General features: G+C 66.2%; 17 protein-coding genes. 5 read left to right on the top strand and 12 right to left on the bottom strand.

The window, feature by feature from the left end; translation table 11 throughout:
* Positions 1 to 12 precede the first annotated feature (12 nt).
* From ABC383_RS02780 to ABC383_RS02750, 7 genes are all read right to left on the bottom strand, one after another.
* A complete protein-coding gene (locus ABC383_RS02780; RefSeq protein ID WP_413011776.1) occupies positions 13 to 1641 on the bottom strand; it encodes a class I adenylate-forming enzyme family protein in 1629 nt (542 codons plus the stop codon).
* A complete protein-coding gene (locus ABC383_RS02775) occupies positions 1638 to 2291 on the bottom strand; it encodes an ABC transporter ATP-binding protein (RefSeq protein ID WP_413011774.1) in 654 nt (217 codons plus the stop codon). The genes ABC383_RS02780 and ABC383_RS02775 overlap by 4 nt, the downstream gene beginning before the upstream one ends.
* A 12-nt stretch (positions 2292 to 2303) precedes the next feature.
* Entirely contained in the window at positions 2304 to 3074 is a 771-nt protein-coding gene (locus ABC383_RS02770) for an ABC transporter ATP-binding protein (RefSeq protein WP_413011772.1), read from the bottom strand.
* Positions 3071 to 4081, bottom strand: a complete 1011-nt coding sequence (locus ABC383_RS02765; protein WP_413011770.1) for a branched-chain amino acid ABC transporter permease — start codon at positions 4079 to 4081, stop codon at positions 3071 to 3073. Before ABC383_RS02765 ends, ABC383_RS02770 begins: the two co-directional genes overlap by 4 nt.
* 1 nt (position 4082) lies before the next feature.
* Positions 4083 to 4979: a branched-chain amino acid ABC transporter permease gene (locus ABC383_RS02760; RefSeq protein WP_413011768.1), complete on the bottom strand. Its 897-nt coding sequence runs from the start codon at positions 4977 to 4979 to the stop codon at positions 4083 to 4085.
* A 157-nt stretch (positions 4980 to 5136) separates the two neighbouring features.
* Positions 5137 to 6477 (bottom strand): ABC transporter substrate-binding protein, encoded by a 1341-nt coding sequence (locus ABC383_RS02755; protein WP_413011766.1) that lies wholly within the window; start codon positions 6475 to 6477, stop codon positions 5137 to 5139.
* Between the two features lie 20 nt (positions 6478 to 6497).
* The gene (locus ABC383_RS02750) at positions 6498 to 7301 is read right to left on the bottom strand and encodes a FadR/GntR family transcriptional regulator (protein WP_413011764.1); all 804 of its coding nucleotides are present in this window, start codon (positions 7299 to 7301) and stop codon (positions 6498 to 6500) included.
* Between the two features lie 223 nt (positions 7302 to 7524).
* Between ABC383_RS02750 and ABC383_RS02745 the strand changes: the two genes are divergently transcribed.
* On the top strand, positions 7525 to 7710 hold the full coding sequence (locus tag ABC383_RS02745; RefSeq protein WP_413011762.1) for a hypothetical protein: 186 nt from the start codon (positions 7525 to 7527) through the stop codon (positions 7708 to 7710).
* Between the two features lie 680 nt (positions 7711 to 8390).
* On the opposite strand, the gene ABC383_RS02740 is transcribed toward ABC383_RS02745, so the two are convergent.
* Both ABC383_RS02740 and ABC383_RS02735 read right to left on the bottom strand, forming a co-directional pair.
* Positions 8391 to 9668, bottom strand: a complete 1278-nt coding sequence (locus ABC383_RS02740; RefSeq protein WP_413011760.1) for a c-type cytochrome — start codon at positions 9666 to 9668, stop codon at positions 8391 to 8393.
* On the bottom strand, positions 9665 to 10393 hold the full coding sequence (locus ABC383_RS02735) for a c-type cytochrome (protein ID WP_413011758.1): 729 nt from the start codon (positions 10391 to 10393) through the stop codon (positions 9665 to 9667). Before ABC383_RS02735 ends, ABC383_RS02740 begins: the two co-directional genes overlap by 4 nt.
* 476 nt (positions 10394 to 10869) lie before the next feature.
* Here ABC383_RS02735 and ABC383_RS02730 point away from each other — a divergent pair, with 476 nt between their 5' ends.
* The 4 genes from ABC383_RS02730 to ABC383_RS02715 all read left to right on the top strand — a co-directional run bounded on the left by ABC383_RS02730 (position 10870) and on the right by ABC383_RS02715 (position 12309).
* Positions 10870 to 11229: an ElaB/YgaM/YqjD family protein gene (locus tag ABC383_RS02730; protein ID WP_413011756.1), complete on the top strand. Its 360-nt coding sequence runs from the start codon at positions 10870 to 10872 to the stop codon at positions 11227 to 11229.
* Between the two features lie 64 nt (positions 11230 to 11293).
* A complete protein-coding gene (locus ABC383_RS02725) occupies positions 11294 to 11662 on the top strand; it encodes a phage holin family protein (RefSeq protein WP_413011754.1) in 369 nt (122 codons plus the stop codon).
* The gene (locus tag ABC383_RS02720; protein ID WP_413011752.1) at positions 11659 to 12063 is read left to right on the top strand and encodes a hypothetical protein; all 405 of its coding nucleotides are present in this window, start codon (positions 11659 to 11661) and stop codon (positions 12061 to 12063) included. Before ABC383_RS02725 ends, ABC383_RS02720 begins: the two co-directional genes overlap by 4 nt.
* Before the next feature lie 105 nt (positions 12064 to 12168).
* The gene (locus ABC383_RS02715; protein ID WP_194713223.1) at positions 12169 to 12309 is read left to right on the top strand and encodes an entericidin A/B family lipoprotein; all 141 of its coding nucleotides are present in this window, start codon (positions 12169 to 12171) and stop codon (positions 12307 to 12309) included.
* 125 nt (positions 12310 to 12434) lie between these two features.
* Here ABC383_RS02715 and ABC383_RS02710 read toward each other — a convergent pair whose 3' ends face one another.
* The 3 genes from ABC383_RS02710 to ABC383_RS02700 form a co-directional block, all read right to left on the bottom strand.
* Positions 12435 to 12971, bottom strand: coding sequence for a carboxypeptidase regulatory-like domain-containing protein (locus ABC383_RS02710; protein ID WP_413011750.1), 537 nt, complete (start codon positions 12969 to 12971; stop codon positions 12435 to 12437).
* Positions 12972 to 13003: 32 nt separating this feature from the next.
* A complete protein-coding gene (locus ABC383_RS02705; RefSeq protein ID WP_413011748.1) occupies positions 13004 to 13267 on the bottom strand; it encodes a hypothetical protein in 264 nt (87 codons plus the stop codon).
* A gap of 108 nt (positions 13268 to 13375) precedes the next feature.
* Complete coding sequence (locus ABC383_RS02700) at positions 13376 to 13690, bottom strand: PQ-loop domain-containing transporter (RefSeq protein WP_413011746.1); 315 nt, start codon at positions 13688 to 13690, stop codon at positions 13376 to 13378.
* Positions 13691 to 13696: the final 6 nt, after the last annotated feature.

Here is a 13696-nt window from a genome sequence, read left to right as displayed (position 1 = left end):
GCAGCATCCGGTTCAGGCCCTTGCCGCCCTATCCCGCAATTCCCGCTTGAGCAGCTTGCCATTGGCATTGCGCGGCAGGGGCGCATCCATCACCGTGACTTCCTCCGGCACCTTGTAGTCCGCCAGGCGGGTAGCGCAATGCGCCCGCACCGCGTCGGCATCGGTCACGCCGCCGGGCGCATAGACGAAGGCATGCACCCGCTCGCCCAGCACCGGGCAGGGCTTGCCCACCACCGCCGCCTCCAGCACGCCGGGCAGCGCCATCAGCACATTCTCCACCTCGGCCGAATAGATCTTGTAGCCGCCGCGGTTCAACATGTCCTTCTTGCGGTCGAAGATGCGCACGAAGCCGTTCTCGTCGATAGAGCCGATGTCGCCGGAATGCCAGTAGCCGGCGGTAAAGCCGGCGGCGGTCGCTTCCGGATTGTCCCAGTAGCCGCGCACCACCATCGGGCCGCCTATCCACAACTCGCCGCTGACCCCCGCAGCCACTTCCCTGCCGTCATCGTCGACCACGATCACCGAGGCACACGGCAGCGCCACGCCGACCGAGTCGTTGCCGGCAACGCTGGTGCCGGGCGGCACGGCCGTGGTGGGCGACGTGGTCTCGGTGGCGCCGTAGGCGTTCACCAGGGCCAGGCCCGGCAACTGCCGCGCCATGGCGTCCACTGTCGATGGCGGCATCGGCGCGCCGCCGAAACCGCCGATGCGCCAGGCCGACAGGTCATGCGCTTCCATGCGGCCGCGCAGCAAGCACAGGTTGTACATCGCCGGCACCATCAGGGTGTAGGTCATGCGCTCCCGCGCCGCGACGGCGACGAATTCCTCGGCCTGGAACGCGGAAAAGATCAGCATCGCGCCGCCCACGCGCAGCATGGCGGCGATCACGGCGATCAGGCCGGTGACATGGCTGGCCGGCACCGCCAGCCCGGCGCAGTCATGGTGGTCCAGCCCGAAGCAGGCCTGGTAATGCATGGTCGAATGCACGATGTTCATGTGACTCAGCATCGCGCCCTTGGGATTGCCGGTGGTGCCCGAGGTGTAGAGCAGCACCGCGGTATCTTCCTCGCGCACCGGCGCGGCGTCGCTGGCCGGCATGAAGCCGCTGCCGAGCGCAGGCAGCGACAGCGCACCGGCGTCGTCCACGTCGCCCGCGTCATCCACGCAGATGCGCAGGCGCAGGCCGGGCGTCTCGGCCTCCTGAGGCACGACCGCCGCCAGCGCGGCGTCGAATACGATAGCCTTCGCGCCGCTCTGCCTTTGCATGTAGGCCAGTCCGGGCCGCTGCTCGCGTATGCCCACCGGCACAGCGATCGCGCCCAGGCGCTGTATCGCCAGCAGCACCGACACGAACTCGGGCCGGTTGCCGATGAACATCATTACGCGCTCGCCGCGTTCCACGCCATGGCTGGCGAGGCCAGCGGCGATGCGCCCCACTTCCCGGTCAAGTTCGCGATAGCTCAGGCTGGCGCCGTTGAACAGCACCGCCCGCCTGTCGGCATGGCTGGCCAGCGCTTCCCCGAACATCGCGTGGAAGGATGCCGGCCGGTCGGCGAAGCAGCGCACGATGCGGTCGCCGAAATGGGCCTCGTGCCGTATCGGCGGCACGCTAAACCCAGCCCAGTGATCGTGTACTTTCATGCCGCCTCCCTGGCCACGTTGGCGCCGCGCTCGATCACCACCTCCGCATCCAGCAGCGAGCTCGAATGATTCAGGTCCGACTGCGAGATCAGCACCGACAACTGGCTGCCGCGCAGGCTGCCGATGACTTCGGACAGCCGCTGCGACAGTGCCGGCGCCACGCCTTCGAAGGGTTCGTCCAGCAAAAGCAAGCGGGTGCCGACCGCCAGCGCCCTGCCCAACGCCACCAGCTTCTGCTGGCCGCCGGAAAGCAGCAGCGCGCGCCGCTCGCGCATCTCCTTCATCTCGGGCAGCACGCTGTAGACGAACTCCAGGCGTTCCGCCTCCTTCAGGGCTTTGGAAGCCCACACCGGCACCAGGATGTTTTCCTCCACCGTCAGCTCCGGCACCAGGCCGCGGTCCTCGGGCATGTAGCCTATGCCCAGGCCGGCGCGCAGGTGACGCGGCATGCCGGCCAGGTCGCGGCCGTCGAGCGTCATGCTGCCGCCGCGCAGCGGCAGATGGCCCATGATGGAGCGCATCAGCGAGGTCTTGCCGGCGCCGTTGCGGCCGATCAGGCCCACCATCTGGCCGGCCGGCACATCGATCGAAAAGCCGCGCAGGATTTCCACGGCTTCGATGGCGACATTGATTGCCTTGATCTGCAGCATTTTCACTTCCTCCTAGCGCAAGGTGCCGGTGACATAGCGCCGCACCTCTTCATTGGCCAGCGCATCGGCCGGCGCCGCGTCGGCGATGATGCGGCCGCTGTAGAAGGCCACAACGCGGCTCGCATAGCGCTCCACGATGTCCATGTCGTGCTCCACGAACAGCACCGTCATCGCCTCTTCCTCCAGCGCCTGCATCACGGTGTCCATCATCGGAAACTTTTCTTCCACGCTGACGCCGCTGGTCGGTTCGTCCAGCAGCAGCAGGCGCGGCTGCTCGGTCAGGGCCATTGCGATATCGAGCAGCTTGCGCACGCCGCCGGGCAATTCCGACACCCGCCGTCCGGACTGCGCGGCCAGGCCGAAGCGTTTCAGCAGCGCCTCGGCGCGCTCGATCGCATCGGCCCGGTGCGCCGGCCTCAGGAAGGACAGGCTACGGCCATGGCAGGCGGTGGCCACCAGCATGTTGTCCAGCACGGTCAGGCCGGCGCAGAGCTGCGGTATCTGGAACGAGCGCGCCACGCCCAGGTGGGTGATGGCGCGCGGCGTCATGCCGGTGATGGCGCGGCCATCCAGCGCAATGCTGCCGGCATCGGGCCGGATATAGCCGGTGATCATGTTGACGAAGGTGGTCTTGCCGGCGCCATTGCTGCCGATCAGGCTGACCCGCTCGCCATGCCCCACTTCCAGCGACATGTCGCTGGCGGCCACCACCGAGCCGAAGCGCTTCTGCAGGCCGGCCGCCTGCAGCACCGGCGCGTTGCGGGTATCGGGAAGCGCGCTCATGGCCGGCCTCCGCCGCCGGTCTTGATCTTGCCGCCGGCCCAGAGCGAGCCGATGCCCCCGGGCAGGAAGCGGATCGCCAGCAGCAGGAAGATGCCCAGCGCCAGTTGCCAGGTATTGGGGAAATACAGGCTGGAAAACGAGCGCACGATTTCCAGCAGCGTGGAGGCGATGAACACCGCCAGCACGCTGTGGTAGCCGGCCAGGATGGCGACGAACACGAATTCGCCGGAACTGGTCCAGTAGCTGAAGTTGGGGTCGATATGGCCCAGCGACATCACCGTCAGCGCGCCGCCGACGCCGCCGAGGAAAGCGGCGATCACGAAGTTGGCGGCCACGGCCTGGCGCACCGAGCCGCCCAGGTATTCCACCCGCAGCTCGTTCTCGCGCACCGCCAGCGACACCAGGCCGCGGGTGCTGTCGAAGTAGACGCGCGCCGCGAGCGCCAGCACGCCGGACAGGCCGATGGTCACGGCGTACAGCAGGTAACCCACGCTGGCGTCCGGCAGGGCCTGGCCCAGCAGCGTGGCGCGTCCCATGTTGAAGCCGTCGGAGCCGCCCACCGCATCGGTCTTGACCAGCACGCCGTACAGCACCATGGACAGTGCCAGCGTCAGCATTGCGAAGAAGATGCCGCGGTAGCCGGCAATCAGGCGCGCCACCAGCAGCGCCGCCAGCGCCGCCACCAGGCCGCCGGCCAGCGCCATGCCCAGCGCGTCGGTCATGCCGAGCCGGTTGAACAGCAGCGCCGCGGTATAGCCGCCGAGGGCGAACACCATGCCCTGCCCGAACGACACCACGCCGCAGCGCATCAGCACCACGATGCCCAGCGACACCAGGCCATGCGAGGCGGCCATGGTCAGCAGGAAGGTCAGCCACTTGGGCAGCAGCGCGCCGGCGCCGATCAGCAGGGCAATCAGCACCAGGCCGGCCAGCAGCGTGCGCGGCCGGCCGGCGCCATGGCGCGTTGCCAGCGCGGGCTTGTCGAGGGTTGCAGAAGTCGCTTGCATGTCAGATCTTCCTTGCCTGTATGCGCTGGAACAGGCCTTCCGGCCTGAACATCAGCACCACCGCCATCACGATGTAGACCGAGAACAGCTCCGCCACCGGCGCGGTATGCACCGCCAGCGAGCGCGCCAGCCCGACGATGAGCGCGCCGATCGCCGCGCCCGGTATGCTGCCCAGTCCGCCGATGATGACCACCGCGAACGAGACGATGATCACGCCCACGCTCACGCCCGGCTGCACCGAGATCATCGGCGCGGTCAATGCGCCGCCCAGCGCGGCCAGGAAGATGCCCACGCCGAAGGCCAGCATGTAGACGCGCGACACGTTCACGCCCATGCTGGAAGCCACTTCCTCGCTGTGGATCACGGCCAGCACCAGCTTGCCCTGGCGGGTGCGGTTCAGGCCCCACCAGACCGCCACGCCGACCACCACGGCCACCGCCACCAGCATGAAGTCATAGCCGACATAGGACTGCTCGCCGATGTCGACATTGCCGAACAGCGCATAGGGGTCGGTCACGTAATAGGGATTGACGCCCCAGATCAGCTTGGTGACGTCTTCCAGGATCAGGAACAGCGCATAGGTGACGAGCACCAGCAGCACTTCGTCGCGGCCGTAGAAGGGCCTCAGCAGGCTGCGCTCGCACAGCGGCGCCACCAGCGCCGCCACCGCCACCGCGGCCAGCAGCATCGCCACCAGCGACCAGGAAGGCGCGAACTGCATCGCGCCGAACCAGGAAACGAAGCTGGCGGCGGCATAGGCGCCGACCGCATAGAAGCTGCCATGCGCGATGTTCAATATCTTCAATACGCCGAATACCAGCGTCAGGCCCAGCGCAACGATGAACAGCCACGATGCGTAGGTAATGCCGTCGATCAGGATGGTGATCAACTGATTCATGCTTGGCCTCCTTGGAAGGATGGAGCATGGCCGCCGGCCTGCTGCAGGCTTGCCTGCAGGCGCCGGCGGCCGTGGTCAACCGGCTTGCCCTAGGAGCCGGCGCGGCAGAACGTTCGGCGGCTGCAACGCGCTACGCCGCCTGCTGCCGCGCAGGCTCCTAGTCGCACTTGGCGCCGGGGAAGTTGGCCTTGATCCAGTCTTCCGACTTCATGTTGGCCGGCGGATTGACGCATTCGGCCGGGAAGCGCTGGATGTCCTGCAGCGTGACCATCTTCTTCGCAGCGTCATACTTGGTGCGGCCGATCGCGGTTTCCTGGATCGCCTGATGGCCGTCGCCCAGCACCATGCGGATGCGTCCGCCCGGCGAGGCCCATTCCGATCCCTTGAGCGCCTCGGCCAGCTGCTCCGGCGTGGGCTTCTTGCCGCCATTGGCCGCCATCGCCTTCTCGGCCGCCAGCTTCAGGCCCATCAGCGCCTGGGCCATGCGGTACGGCGCCTGCACCGGATAGACGTTGTAGGCCTTCTGGTAAACCTTCCACCACCAGTCGTTGAGATCCGATTTCGGCGCCATCAGGCCGTAGGCGCCGCGCGCGCCGAGGATCACGCCATCCGGCATCTTGTCGCCCAGGCCCTGCAGCACATGGTCGGCCGCCGACAGCACGCCCTGCGACTTCTTGAACAGGCCGCGCGGTCCGGACTGCAGGATGAAGCTCTGCAGGTCGCCGCCCCAGAAGCTGGAATGCACCAGGTCGGCCGGCTTGCTCATCAACTGCGAGATCTCGGTGCCGTACTGGCCGGAGCCGAACTTGGGCAGCAGGTCGGACTGCACCTTGGCATCGGGATAGAGCTTTTCCATCGACAGCACGAAGTCCTTGCGCGAGTCCTGGCCCCAGGCATAGTCCTGGTTGATCAGGTTCATCGTGCCCACCTTCACGTTGTGCTGCTTCAGGTAGCGCGCCAGCGCCACGTTGTCCATGGTGCCGTGGGAGGCGGTACGGAACACGTAGTTGTACTTGTTTTCCTCGAAGATGCGCGGCGTGCCGCAGTCGTAGAGGATCAGGAAGCGCTTCATTTCCTCGGCCACCGGCGCCACCGCCAGGCAGTCGCCGGAGCCGACATAGCCCACCACCGCATCGACCTTCTCGCGGTCGTACAGGTTGCGCAGTTCCTGCACCTGCTTGGTGGCGCCGCCGTTCTCGTCGACATACACCGCCTCGATCTTCATGCCGCCGAAGCCGACCTTGTTATACGGCGCCGGCGCCTCGCCCTTGTTGAAGGCGTCGATCAGCACCTTGCCGCCATTGACCGCCGGCACGCCGAAGCTTTCCGCCGCCTGGCCCGACAGGAAGCTGACCACGCCGATGCGAAACACTTCCTGCGCATGGGCCGGCGCCATCGCCGCCAGCGCGGTGGCGACCGCCACCGCCGCGCCCGTGCGCCATCCATGGCGTGGCCTTATCGCCGCGCCTGCCTGCTGACTGCTTTTGCTTTTTTTCATGGTCTCCTCCGTCTCGGGTTTTATTCGGCCATCGACACCGGCACATGCATGTCCAGTTGTGCCAGCACGAAGCCACGCTGGAAATCGACAATATGCTTACGCATCCAGTGCTCCGCCCGCTCGGCATCGTGCCGTCGCAGGGCGTCAAGAATATGCCGGTGCGCCGCCAGGTTGCGCGCATGCATCTGCGGCAACTGCTCCTGCATCCGGGACAGCGTGGCGTTGTAGAGCAGGCTGACCGGCTCGCGCGCCAGCATCAGCGCACGGTTGCGCCCGGCACGCGCCACCAGCGCATGAAACTGCACATCGAGTTCGATCAGGGCCGCCTGCCGCTGCGCCTCGGCCCCGGCATTGTCTGCTGCCGCCTGCTGCGCCAGCGCGTCCATCCGCGCCAGGTTCGCCGCCAGCGCCTGCAGGTCATCATCGCGCGCCGCGCTTGCCGCAAGCTGCGCCGCCAGCGGCTCCAGCACCACGGCCACCTGCCACAGTTCATGAAATGTTGCCTGTTGAAGCACCAGCGCGCGCATGGCGCGTGGCGCAAAATCCGTCAGGCCCGGCAGGGCAACGAACAGCCGCCGGCCCTCGCGCCGCTCGACCAGCCCTTCCTGCTCCACCTGCCGGATCGCCTCGCGCAGCGTGGAGCGGTTCACCCCGAACTGCTGCGCCAGTTCCTGCTCGGTGGGCAGCGGCGCGCCAGGTTCCAGCGCACCGGAAAGGATGATGCGCTCGATCTCCGCGGAGACCGCCTTGTAGGCGGGCGCAATACGCATCCGGCGAAACACCTGGTCGCCGGCGGGCGCTTCCTTGCTCACTGGATCGGTCAAGCCCATTCTTTCCTGTCCTCTGGATTAAGGGAAAGCTGCTGTGGTCCGTGTCGCTGATCGAATTAATGTCCGTTTGTCGGATATTCGGTCTGAACATGATTTTTGGTCAAGCAGATTTGATGGTGCGGTGCAGGATGGAATTGGGTGATGAGGGAGCGCGCCGATGCGGCGCAATGCGCGGGTTGTAGGTGCTGCGCTTCAAGGCTAGTTTGGGGAGGCACTGGTGCAATGGCCGTTGCAGTTGCAGTTGCAGTTGCAGTTGCAGTTGCAGTTGCAGTTGCAGTTGCAGTTGCAGTTGCAGTTGCAGTTGCAGTTGCAGTTGCAGTTGCTTTTGACGTTGCTTTTAAATCCCGTTGAGCGCGCCGTGACGTCGGTGCGTGGAGCGGGAAAAGGTGCGGCGTCTGTCTGAGTCAAGCGCAGCTTGGCGAGTTTAGCCGCGCCCCGCTCCATGCACCGACGGCACGGGGACCCTCGCGCAGCGAGGGCGCGATCACCGGGTCGCCTTTTCTTGCCTACTTCTTTTGGCGAAGCAAAAGAAGTAGGTCGCCTGCCGGGGCGAACTCCCGGCCTGGTCATGACGATAGTGTGATCGTGTTGCTTCATCAGCCGTAAAGACGTCACTGCGAAGCAGCAGTTGCTTTTGACGTTAAACCATGTTCAACGAACACGTCAAAAGCAACACCGACAGTGCTGCCCGTGCCTTGCCGGGTGACGCAAGGCGATTGCACTGCCGTGGAGACAAGCCGGGAGTCCGTCCCGGCGGCCGGGTCACTTTTTTGCTTCGCCAAAAAAGTAACCAAAAAAGGCGACCCGATGATCGCGCCCCGCTGCGCGGGGTGCCCGTGCCAGCGGTACCTGGAGCGGGGCGCGGCTAAACTCGCCAAGCTGCGCTTGACTCAGACAGACGCCGCACCTTTTCCCGCTCCGGGCACCGCTGACACGGCGCGCTCAACGGGATTTCACTGCAACGGCAACCGCAACTTCAAAAGCAACGGCAACTGCAACCGCAACTGCATACCAGCCCCTCCTCGATACCGCCACAAGCCAAACCCGCCGTGCCGCGGCAACGAGCGCCCCCGCAATCCGCCTCTACTCCAACGGCACCGTCCGATAACGACTCACCTCCCCCGGCCCCACCGCCGCGCCCTGGTTGCCCCAGGCCGAACGCACATAGCTGACCACCGCCGCCACTTCCTCGTCATTCATCATCGGCCCATACGGCGGCATGCCGTACGGCCGGGGATTGCCGGCGGTGCTGGGCGGATAGCCGCCGTTGAGCACCATGCGGATCGGGTTGACCGACGAGGCGGCGATCGAATGGTTGCCGGCCAGGCGCGGGTAGGCAGGCGGCTTGCCGCTGCCGTCGGCCCGGTGGCATTCGGCGCAGTGCTTCTCGTACAGCTTCGCGCCCTGCTCCAGCAGGCGCTGCGCCTGCGCATCGCTGACCGTGGCGGCAGCGGCCGGCGTCGCCGCCTGCTGCGGCAGGGACTTCAGGTAGACCGCCATCGACCGCGCATCCTGGTCGCTCAGATGCTGCAGGCTCTGCGCCACCACTTCCGCCATCGGCCCATACACCGCGCCCTTCATCGATACGCCGGTCTTGAGCAGACGCGCCAGGTCGGCAGTATCCCAGTCGGCCATGCCGGTGGCGCCCTGCGGCGTCAGCGCCGGCGCGTACCAGTTCAGCACCGGGATCATGCCGCCCGACAGGTCGCCGCGCAGCGGCGTGGCGCCAAGCGCATTGCGGCTGCTGTGGCAGGCCACGCAATGCCCCAGCCCCTGCACCAGGTAGGCGCCGCGGTTCCACTGCGGCGGCTGGCCAGGCTCAGGCTCGAATATCCCGGGGCGGAAATACAGCGCGCGCCAGCCGGCCAGCAGCCAGCGCTGGTTGTACGGGAAGCGCAATGCGTGTTCCCGGTTTTCCTGCCGCACCGGCGCCAGGGTCCGCATCCAGGCATAGATGGCGTCGCTGTCCTCGCGGCTTACCTGGGTGTAGCTGGTGTAGGGAAAGGCCGGGTACAGGAAGCGGCCGTCGCGGCCGCGGCCATTGTGCATGGCGCGCCAGAAGTCGTCGGCGCTCCAGTCACCGATGCCGGTGGCGTCCGGCGTGATGTTGGGCGAGTACAGCGCGCCGAACGGCGTGGCGATGGCGCGCCCGCCGGCATAGGGCTGGCCGCCGCGCGTGGTATGGCACGCCATGCAGTCGCCGACGCGGGCCAGGTAGGCGCCGCGCGTGATCTGGGCCGCCTTGTCGGCCACCGGCTGCGCGGCATGCGCGCGGTCGGGATGCTGCATCATCTGCCAGGCCAGTACGGCGGCCGGCACCGCGATCAGCAGCGCCACGACCAGGATCAGCACGCGCTTCATGGCCGGCCCGCCTTTCTCGCCTGCGCCACGCTGCCGCAGTCGAGCGGCAGCGTGGCGGCAGTGTCGGACACGGCCATGGCATTGGCCGGCACCGGCTGCTGCGACAGCCAGGCCGAGACCGCGCTGATGTCTTCCACCGACAGCCGCGTGGCCAGGGTCGCCATGCAGTCAGGCCGCGCCGCATGGCGGGTGCCGTTCTTCCAGGCGCCGAACTGGCCGCTGAGATAGTCGCGCGGCAGGCCCAGGAGGCCGGGGATGGCCGGCGCCATGCCGGTCAGGGCCGTGCCATGGCAGGCCACGCAGGCCGGCACATCGGCCTTGCGGTCGCCATCGAGCGCGAGCTGGCGACCGCGCGCGAGCTGCGCCGCGCTTGCCTGCAGCGGCTGCGGCGGCGGATACGGCGGATGCAGGCTGGCGAAATGCTCCGCCATCGCCTGCAGATAGTCGTCCGACAGATGGCTCACCATGTAGACCATCATCGGATAGCTGCGCCGGCCCTCGCGGAAATTGATGAGCTGGTTGTAGAGATAGCCGGCCGGCTTGCCGGCGATGCGCGGATAGTAGCCGTCGCTGGCGGCGCGGCCCTGTTCGCCGTGGCAGCCGATGCAGGCGGCCGTGCGCTGGGCCATGGTGTCGGGAACGGTCTGCGGCTGCGGCTGCGCCTGGGCAGACGTGGCCGCCAGTGCCAGCCCCGCGGCCAAGATGGATGTGCGGAATGGTGTCATGCCGCGATGATAACGGACCCGACCTGTGCCGCACAGCACGTGGCAGGCTGCCTTGCGCGACGTCACCAGGAGCCTGAGCGGCAGAAGGCTTTGTTGCGAAACGTGCGGAAAAGCGAGGACAGTTTGGTAGTGCCAACAAGCCCAGTGGGCAAAGCACCGCTTTGCCGATCCCCTCGGCGCAGTTGGTGATGCCGAACTGGACGGTTTTCTCGCGCCTTGCAGCCGCCAACCCTTCTGCCGCGCAGGCTCCTAGCCTTCGACCGCGGTCGCAGGGACCATCGATCACCGCGGAATAGTGGAAAAATATGCATGTAAGTTGTGCAAACTCCATGACAGAGCAGCAACCATCCGGTACGCTCTGCCCCGTATTTCCAGTGTTATCAAGTTGTTACGGCGTTTTCGGCTGTGTGGCACAGCCCTTGCAACACCAGCCCAAGAAGTTCAGTCCCTTCAAAACAGAGAAACAGGAGAAGTCAATGGAAACGAACTACCCGGGAGACCTGTCATCCGCCATCGACATGGACGCCGAAGACCAGAACGGCGCCAGCTCCGGCGGCAATCTGCGCGGCGACCTTGCCGACCTGAAGAAAGATCTCGATGCCCTGCTCGCCAAGGCGTCCACCCTGACCGACCGTGAACTGCGCGACGCCCGCGACCGCCTGCTGGCGCGCTTCGGCACGATGCGCGTGGCGGCCCAGGACATGGCTGGCCAGGCGCAGGAACAACTGACCCGCGGCGTCGACATGACCAGCGAATATGTGAAGGAAAGACCGGTGCAGGCGCTGGCGATCGCCGCCGGCGTCGGCCTGGTGCTGGGCGCGATCACGCGCCGCTGACAGGGCGCGCGGCCTGCCTGCCGGGCTGCGCTTGTCCATCGTCCAACCAGATCTGGGGTTTCATGTGTTCGAGAAGATAAAAAAATCCAAACAGCTCGCGCTGATGATGAGCGAGCGCGTCGGCGACTACCTGAGCCTGCTGAAAATCGAAACGAAGATGCAGGGCGCGGTTCTGGTCAAGCAGGCGATCGGCTTTGCCATCGCCGCCATCTTCGGCCTGCTGGCAACGGTCTTCCTGGGCGTGGCCATCATCGTCAGCTTTTGGGAAAGCGACTACCGCATCCTGGTGGCCTGGCTGGTGTTTCTTGCCTTTGGCGCCGGCGCCGGCGCCGGCCTGTTCCTGGCCAGGAAGCATGTCGCGCCATCCGAGCCATTTTCCCATGTGCGCGCAGAAGTGCAGCGTGACATTGACCTGATCAAGGAAACGCTATGACCGTAAAGCCGCCGCAAGACGGGCCGTTGGAAGAACAGCGCGATGCGCTGCTGGCCAGGATCCATGCCAGCCGGGCGTCCTATCGCCAGCAGTTGAATGCAGTGGATGCGGGAGACCCCGGCCCGAGCATGAAGGAAATGATGCATGACCCGGTGAGCCACCCCTTTCCGCGCAGCCAGAGCATGCGCTGGCTGCTCAGCCATCCCTGGCTGATCGCCGGCGGCGTGGCGGCGCTGGTCGTCATCGGGCCGCGGCGCGCCATCAGCAGCCTCGGCCGCGCCGCGCCGCTGGTCAGCAGCGCCGCCGCGATGATCACCACGACCCTGCAGGACCCGGCCAAGATGCGGGTGGCCACGCGCGGACTGGCGTCCCTGACGCAAATGATCCGTTCGCGGCGCTGAGCCGCTTTTTTTGAATTGCCTCCGGCGTGGCTTTCCTGGCGACGGGCAAGAAGGCAAATACAGGAAAGATGGCCGTCATGGCTAATTACTTATAGGGAAAACATCATGAAAAAACTGATCGCTGTAATGGGTGTGCTGATGGTGATGGGCCTGACCGGCTGCAACACGATGAAAGGCATGGGCAAGGACGTCGAGCGCGGCGGCGAAAAGGTGCAGGACGCGGCTTCCCGCCAGCAGGCCAAGTAATCTGCCGGCGCGGCGTCGGGACACGGTCTCGATGCATCGCGCAGGCATGCCGCACAATGACAGCGCGGCATGAAGGCATTCCTACGGAACGCTTTCATGCCGCGCTGTTTTCACGTCGGGCAGTTTTATGGGCGCCGCATTTCAGACTGGCTGCGCAGTTGCGGTTCGCCCTGCGGGTCGGATGGGCCGTCCGGTTCGGGCAGGCCGCGCTTCTCGGCGCGGGTCGGTTTCTCCGACGGGCCGTCCTGGCTTGGCCAGACGAACACCGCGCGGTTGTTGCCCCCTTTTCTGACGCTGGCGGTGCGATGCAGGCTGACGCCGCCGGTCTGCGCCAGAATGCGATAGCCATTGGCGGGCGCCAGGTCGACCAGCAGCATCGGCGCATCGCAATCGATGGCCATCAGGTGGGCGCCCTTGCGGTCGGCAATGTCGACATGCACCTTGGCCAGGTAACTGCCGTCGCGGGTGGCGAATGTCATCAGCAGGCCATGGCTGCGGGCCTGGGTTTTCATGTACTCGGACTCATCCTGCCCGACGCCGCCGCACAGATACTGCACGCCTCTTTCGGTCTGCGGCTGCACCGGGGCCTCGGGCGTCTGCCCGTGCGCGGCAGTGGCCATGAAGCAGCCTGCCAGCAGCATGGCGATGGTGACTCGGAACATCGCTCCCTCCTTGTTCAACACTGACACGGCGCTCAGGTCTGGATCACGAATCGCGGGGCGTGCTGCTCGCCGGCGCGGTAAAACACCGGATCGCCCGGCTGTACGCTGAAGATGGCGCGCTTGAGTTCAATGGGGCCAGGACTGGCCTCGGAAGTATGCGGCCGGGGAGGCTGCGGCAGCGCCGGCTTGTCCAGCGACTTGTTGCAGGCGCTCACCGCGGCAGCCAGCACTGCGGCAACCGCCATGGTCTTGAGCAGCGTCTTGGGACTATGTTCATGTTCGTCTGGGTCATTCATTGCATTACCTCTGCATCGATTGAAAAGCGGCGCCGCCGGCGCCGGGCAGGCGTCTCGGCCGGCGCGGCAGCCACGGACGGTGGCCATATCATGACAATTATGCAAACTTTATGCCGGTTCGGTATTGCGCGGCGCGGTACCGGGCATGCGATTCTGCTTTTTTTCTTCGCGCCGCCGATTGTCCAGATAGATCAGCTGGCCGACCACGGCAGTCAGCAGCATGAAGGCATTGGTGGCGACGAAGACCCAGTTCTCGACCAGGAAGCTGTAGATCACAAAGCCGGTGGAGGCGGCCAGCTGGCCGATGAAGAGCCAGCTCGACACGCCGGCGGTACTGCGGCTGCGCCACTGTTTGTACACCTGGCGCGAGATGGTGAGGATCAGGATCAGCGCGCTGATCCATCCGGTAAGGTCTGCAAGCATGCAACG

Origin of the sequence: Noviherbaspirillum phoenicis (genome assembly GCF_047237965.1) — a bacterium.
GTDB lineage: Bacteria > Pseudomonadota > Gammaproteobacteria > Burkholderiales > Burkholderiaceae_D > Noviherbaspirillum_A.
The sequence above is the reverse complement of the archived record's forward strand: the minus strand, read 5'-3'. Positions and strand labels throughout refer to the sequence as shown.